The 284-nt window shown below is 63.7% G+C and carries 1 protein-coding gene; it reads left to right on the top strand.

The window, feature by feature from the left end; all coding sequences use genetic code 11:
* Positions 1-199: 2Fe-2S iron-sulfur cluster-binding protein (locus AC0L3U_RS39245; protein WP_473365098.1), on the top strand; the 199-nt coding region annotated here is incomplete at its 5' end.
* Positions 200-284 lie beyond the last annotated feature (85 nt).

The following is a 284-nucleotide window of genomic DNA, read 5'->3' as shown; positions in this document are numbered from 1 at the left end:
CGAGCAGGCCGCGCAATGCGGCTATTGTCTCAACGGCATGATCATGACGACCAAGGCGCTGCTTGCGATCAACCCTCAGCCCACCGAACAGGAGGCGCTGGCGGCGCTGCGCTACAATCTCTGTCGCTGCGGCACGCATATCGAAATCCTGTGCGCCGTGATGCGTGCGTCTGGTCAGCTTGCCGAGGCCGGTGATTGATGGCCTCCCCGCATCCGAACGGAGCTGAGCTGCAATCCGGCTCGCTCGTCGTCGTCCGCACGGTGGACGAGTGCACATCCGAGAC

It is taken from the genome of Bradyrhizobium sp. Kon69, from assembly GCF_055807515.1.
The sequence above is the reverse complement of the archived record's forward strand: the minus strand, read 5'-3'. Positions and strand labels throughout refer to the sequence as shown.